The 6,103-nt window shown below is 63.4% G+C and carries 5 protein-coding genes; 4 read left to right on the top strand and 1 reads right to left on the bottom strand.

Annotated features, from left to right (window positions below):
- The 3 genes from A3722_RS06005 to A3722_RS05995 all read left to right on the top strand — a co-directional run.
- Positions 1-1,075 (top strand): serine hydrolase domain-containing protein (locus tag A3722_RS06005; RefSeq protein ID WP_067915993.1); only part of this gene is annotated, 1,075 nt, incomplete at its 5' end.
- 19 nt (positions 1,076-1,094) lie between these two features.
- Positions 1,095-2,240: an aminotransferase gene (locus A3722_RS06000; protein WP_067630716.1), complete on the top strand. Its 1,146-nt coding sequence runs from the start codon at positions 1,095-1,097 to the stop codon at positions 2,238-2,240.
- A gap of 87 nt (positions 2,241-2,327) precedes the next feature.
- Entirely contained in the window at positions 2,328-3,290 is a 963-nt protein-coding gene (locus A3722_RS05995) for a pyridoxal-phosphate dependent enzyme (RefSeq protein ID WP_067630763.1), read from the top strand.
- 46 nt (positions 3,291-3,336) lie between these two features.
- Here A3722_RS05995 and A3722_RS05990 read toward each other — a convergent pair whose 3' ends face one another.
- Positions 3,337-4,671: a DUF2793 domain-containing protein gene (locus A3722_RS05990; RefSeq protein ID WP_067630718.1), complete on the bottom strand. Its 1,335-nt coding sequence runs from the start codon at positions 4,669-4,671 to the stop codon at positions 3,337-3,339.
- 235 nt (positions 4,672-4,906) lie between these two features.
- On the opposite strand from A3722_RS05990, the gene A3722_RS05985 reads away from it, so the two are divergent.
- Positions 4,907-6,082, top strand: coding sequence for a nucleotide sugar dehydrogenase (locus A3722_RS05985; protein WP_082849368.1), 1,176 nt, complete (start codon positions 4,907-4,909; stop codon positions 6,080-6,082).
- Positions 6,083-6,103: the final 21 nt, after the last annotated feature.

The following is a 6,103-nucleotide window of genomic DNA, read 5'->3' as shown; positions in this document are numbered from 1 at the left end:
CATGACATTCGCCGCCACCCCCGCCCTGCAAGCCGTCGTCGACCACGCGCTGGCGCATGAGACTGACTGGCCCCGCTCGATGTATCACCCCGATGGGGCCTATGTTGGCAACCGCGAGTGGAACGAAAGCGGCCCTTGGACCGAGATCGTGGGCCCGGTAAAGCCGCGCGGCGGCCCGGCAGGGGTGATCCTGCACCGGGGGCAGCGGGTCGCCGATTGGGGCGATACGACGCGGACCGACATGACCTTTTCCATCGCCAAGAGCTACCTGTCGGTGCTGGCGGGGCTTGCGGTGAAGGATGGGCTGATCACCGACCTCGACGCGCCCGTGGGCGACAGCGTGCCGGGGCCGCATTTTGCGGGCAACCACAACGGGCGCATCACTTGGCGGCATATGTTGCAGATGAACAGCGAATGGCGCGGCGAGATTTTCGGCAAGGACGATCAGGTCGACCATTACCGCCAGATCGGGCCGGGGGCAGACAACAGCCGCAAGGGACAATTGCGCAAAGTCGGCCCACCGGGAAGCCATTACGAATACAATGACGTGCGGGTGAACGCGCTGGCCTATGCGCTGCTGATGCGGTTCGGCCGCCCGCTGCCAGAGGTGCTGCGCGCGCGAATCATGGACCCGATTGGTGCCTCAGACGACTGGCGGTGGGAGGGCTATTCAACGTCGTGGATCGAGATGGCGGGCAGGCGCGTTCAATCGGTCACCGGCGGTGGCCATTGGGGCGGCGGACTGTTCATCGGCGCCGACGATCACGCGCGCTTCGGCCAATTCATCTGCCAAAACGGCCAGTGGAACGGCACGCAGATCTTGCCCAAAGGTTGGATGCCGCAAGCGCTGACGCCCACGCCGACACTGGATAAATACGGTTTCCTGTGGTGGCTGAACCGCGGGGCGGAGGCTGACCCCAAGCTGCCCGAAACCGCCTTTAGCGCGCAGGGCGCGGGTGGGCACACGATCTGGATCGCGCCGAAGCATGACATCGTGGCGGTGATGCGCTGGCTCGCCCCAACCGCCACGCCCCACTTTCTGCGCCAGCTTTTTGCCGCGCTGGCAGACCACTGAGATACGAAAGGAAAACCCCATGAAGATCGCGACCTTCGGCGTCGAAATGTGGATGAACGAGTTCGAAAACCACTGCCGCTACAACCTCGCCGAGACCTGCGTCGATTCGATCACATTGGGAGAGTTGATCGACATGGCGGGCGTCGACAATTCGGTGCTGGGCGATCTGCGCGGGATGCGCATGGGCTACGGCGCGATCGAAGGCTCGGACCGTCTGCGCGACGCGGTGGCGGGGCTTTATGAGACCCAGAGCCGCGAGAACATCCTGACCACCCATGGCACCATCGGGGCCAATGCCTTGGTACACCAAACGCTGATCTCTCGCGGCGACCATGTCATCGCCATCGTGCCGACCTACCAGCAGCACTATTCCATCCCCGAAAGCATCGGCGCAGAGGTCGAACTGCTGCACCTGCGCCCCGAGAACGGGTTTCTGCCCGATCTGAACGAATTGCGCGCCATGATGCGCCCCGCCACGCGGATGATCGCCACCAACAATCCCAACAACCCGACCGGCGCGCTGATGGACCGCGCGATGCTGGCAGAGATCGCCGAGATCGCGCGCGGCAGCGAGGCTTGGGTGCTCTGCGATGAGGTCTATCGCGGCACCGATCAGACGGGTGATGGCTATACCGCCTCGATCTGCGATCTCTACGACCGCGGCATCAGCACGGCGGGCATGTCCAAGGCCTATTCGCTGGCCGGGCTGCGCGTGGGCTGGGTGGCGGGGCCGCAGGCGCTGCTTGAGAAGATCATGATCCATCGTGACTACAACACGATTTCCGTCGGGGGGATCGACGAGTATTTCTCGGCTCTCGCGCTTGAGAGCCGCGCGCAGATCCTTGAGCGCGCGCATCGGATCACCCGGGGGAACCTCGAAATCTTGGCAGATTGGGTCGAGGCGGAGCCGCTGATCTCATGGGTGAAACCCCAGTCGGGCACCACGGCGCTGGTGAAATACGACCTACCGCTGCGCAGCCGCGATTTCTGCACCCAGTTGCTGGAGGAAGAGGGCGTGCTTTTCACCCCCGGCAGCGCCATGGATATGGAGGGTTGGCTGCGCATCGGTTTCGCCAATTCGACCGCCGACTTGCAGGCCGGGCTGGCACGTGTCTCAACCTTCCTCGCGCGGCAGAGCGTGGCCCAGACAGCCACGCAGCCTTAACCCATGACCGCCCTCCGCTGTGGTCATCGGTTCTGACGGGCCCGCATGCCGCAGCGGCGCATCTCAGCCAACCTGATGGAGCCTATCATGCCGCCAGTCTCTGATCTGATCGCCCAATCCGCCGCGCGTTCCTGCGTGGTTCACCGCAAGATCGCAGGCGCGATTTCACGCACCCCGGTGATCGCCTCGCGCCTGCCGATGGCAGAGGGCACGCGGCTTTTCTACAAAACCGAGAACTTTCAACACACCGGGTCGTTCAAGCTGCGCGGGGCCAATGCCAAACTGACCACGGTGCCGCTGGATCGACCGGTCATCACCGCATCCTCCGGCAACCACGGCATCGCCTGTTCACGTGCCGCCCAGACCACGGGGCATGAATTGATCGTCGTGCTGCCCGAGACGGTTGTCGCCAAGAAACGCAAAACCATCGAAGGTTTTGGCACCAAGGTCGTGATCCATGGGTCGGATGCGTCGCTTTCGGAACGGCATGCGCAGGCCTTGGCCGAAGCCGAAGGCTATACCTATATTTCACCCTACAACGACGCCGAGGTGATCGCGGGCCAAGGCACCGCCGCGCTGGAACTGCTTGACCAGATCGAAGGGATCGACACTGTCTTTATCTCGATGGGCGGGGGCGGGCTGATCTCGGGCATGGGGTCGGTGATCAAAGAGTTCTCGCCGCAAACCCGTGTGATCGGCGTGAGTGCCGCCAACAGCTGCGCTCTGGCGGTGTCGATCAAGGCGGGCAAGATCGTCGAGACGGACCATCTCGACACGCTGGCCGATGGCGTGGCGGGCGGGGTCGATGAGGGGTCGCTCACCCTGCCGATGGCAAGCGCGGTGATCGACGAGATCGTATATTGCGACGAAGAGCAAATCGCCGCCGCGCTAAAGGTGCTGGCGTGGGAAGAGAATATGTTGGTCGAAGGGGCCGCCGCCTTGGCGCTGGCGGCCTATCTGGCGGAGCCGCAGAAATACGCAGGCCAAGCCTCTGCCGTTTTGCTTTGCGGGGGCAACTATGAGGTCGCGCAGTTGCGCAGCATTCTCTGATTGCAGCCCGGCCCGCTGTGGCGTCAGCGGGCCGGGGCTCTTTGCCTCAGGGCATGTCGAACCGCAGATCAACCCAACGGCCCACGGGGATGTCACAGGGCGCACCCCCGGCCCAGCCATCCTGCCAGATCACCTCGCGGGTACGGACATCAAGCGCCGCCATCCCCGCGTCATAGCTGCAATCGGCATAGACCAACCGGTTGCCATTCGCATCCTGCGGCACTTCGATCTGCCACCCTTTGGATGCAAGCGGCGGGACATCCCTCAATCTATAGTGGCCCAGCCCAATTCGTTCGAACCGCGCCGCCAGGGGCACCGCGGGCTCTTCGCTGCTGTCGTGGAACAGCCGGACAATCGGGCTCGCTTCTTTGATGAAACCATTGGCATCCACGGTCGTGTTCGCCCCGGACCACAGGGCTTGCCAAGCGCCCCATGCCCCGGTTGCCCGCACGCGAAAGGCCAGACCCGGCGTGTCGATCCCCACTGCGATCTGCCACAAGTTCGCGCTTTGCCCGCCCAAGGTGCTGTTGCCGCAAAGCAGGCCAAAAACCCCATCCAGCGCCGGAAAGGGATTGGCCCCGGCGGGTGCCTGTGCATGGGCACCGCCATAGGCTGAGAAACTGCCCGAAAGCGCATGCGCATCAAGGTCCGCCACAAGCGGCCCCGCATCCGCACCGATACCGAAATCCCCCACGCGCAGCAGCCGTCCCACCGTCGCGTCATCCACGCTCTGCGTCAGCGCCGCGCCCGTGGCCATGCCGCTGGCGGCGTCAAAGGCCAGCGCGGTGGTCCAACTGCTGCCATCGGCGCTGACCTTGATGGCGAAATCATCCTGCCCCGCCGTGCCCATCTCGGCCCGTCCGGAAAAATCGGTCTGGAACAGCAGGCTCGCGGTATCGGCGGCGCTGGCCTTGTTGAGCTTTACCTGATGCCCCGCGCCTTCGTGGGTGAACAGGCTCGCCGGGGAAGAAACCGCCAAGCGATTGCCGCTGTCGTGAGCCGTGTTGATCCCCACTCCAGACAGGTGCGCCAGATCGGGGGGCGACACCTCGGCCCAAGCGCCTGCCACCCATCGGCGCAGGATCCCGGTGGATTTATCCAAGGCAAGCCAGCCGTCCTGTGGCGTGGTGAATTGCCAGGTCTCTCCAATCCAGACGGCCAGTTCGCCGACATGACCCGCCCAAGCCGCCGTGGGGGCGGTGCCGAGGGCACGAACCTCCCCCGCCTGCGGCAGGGCGGGCGGCGTGTTGGCGTCGAAACCTTCGACCGCAAGCTGCACCAGAAGGTCCAGCCGTTGCAGCGCTTCGTTGTGGGTCACATGTTTTTGCGCCTGTGCCGGCATCAGATAGGGAAGGGACAGGCGCTCTGAGGTGTCGGGCATCGGGGCTCTCCGGGTTATGGGTCGCCTGAGACTGTGTGAAAGAAGTCTTTCCAGCCTGACAACCCACCGCTCGGGCGGGGCGCAACGGCGCGGGGGGCTGCCCCGCCGCCGATTGCTGAACCGGGCCGCGTTCACATTTACCAATCCGCCCTAACTCCCTGTCAGGCGGCACCTTTTCAATCCGAAAGCCGCAGTCTAACATCCCGCCATCGGCACGCAGGAAAGGCCCACACTTATGTCTATGACCAAGATCGCCGTTGTTGGCATCGGCTATGTCGGGCTGTCGAACGCGGTGCTTCTGGCGCAGCACAATGACGTGACGGCGGTGGATCTGAACGCGGACAGGGTGGCGCAGGTGAATGCGCGCCACGCGCCGATCGTCGACCCCGAGATCGAGCAATACCTCGCCCAAAAGCCGCTTACCCTCAAGGCCAGCACCGAGCCGGAGGCGGCATACCGCGAGGCCGATTATGTGCTGATCGCCACGCCGACGAACTATGACCCGCGCACCAATGTTTTCGACACCTCCAGTGTCGAGGCCGTGGTGCGGGATGTTCTGGCGATCACGAAAACGGCCACCATTGTTATTAAATCCACGGTGCCGGTGGGCTATACCGCAGGGCTGTCTGCCGCGTTGGACACCGATCAAGTGATCTTTAGCCCGGAATTCCTGCGCGAAGGCCGCGCGCTTTATGACAATCTGCACCCCTCGCGGATCGTCGTCGGCGAAGACAGCCCCCGGGCGCGACGCTTTGCGCAACTGCTGGCCGAGGGGGCAATCGACGATGATATTCCCATGCTCTTTACCGGTGCCTCCGAGGCGGAAGCGGTCAAACTCTTCGCCAATACTTTCCTCGCCATGCGGGTGGCGTATTTTAACGAATTGGACAGCTATGCGCTGACCAATGGGTTAGACACGCGCCAGATTATCGACGGTGTCTGCCTCGACCCGCGCGTCGGCGGGCATTACAACAACCCATCTTTCGGCTATGGCGGCTATTGTTTGCCCAAGGATTCCAAGCAGTTGCTGGCGAACTATTCGGATGTGCCGCAGAACCTGATCAACGCCGTGGTCGAGGCGAACCGCACCCGCAAGGATTTTGTGTCAGAGCAGATCATGGCACTTGGCCCGCAGCGGGTGGGCATCTACCGGCTGGTGATGAAGACGGGATCAGACAACTTCCGCCAAAGCTCGGTCCAAGGGATCATGAAACGGCTCAAGGCCAAGGGCATCGAAGTGATCGTCTATGAACCTGTGTTGCAGGAGGACCGGTTCTTCGGTTCGGAGGTCACCCGCGATCTGGAAGCCTTCAAGGCGCGAGCGGATGTGATCGTGGCAAACCGCAATCACCCCGATTTGGCGGATGTCCCGGACAAGGTCTTTACCCGCGACCTTTTTGGCGCGGATTAACGGACGGGCGGCACTCCTCAA

Origin of the sequence: Sulfitobacter sp. HI0027 (assembly GCF_001634775.1) — a bacterium.
Lineage (GTDB): Bacteria > Pseudomonadota > Alphaproteobacteria > Rhodobacterales > Rhodobacteraceae > Sulfitobacter.
This window is presented reverse-complemented; position numbering and strand designations above follow the sequence as displayed.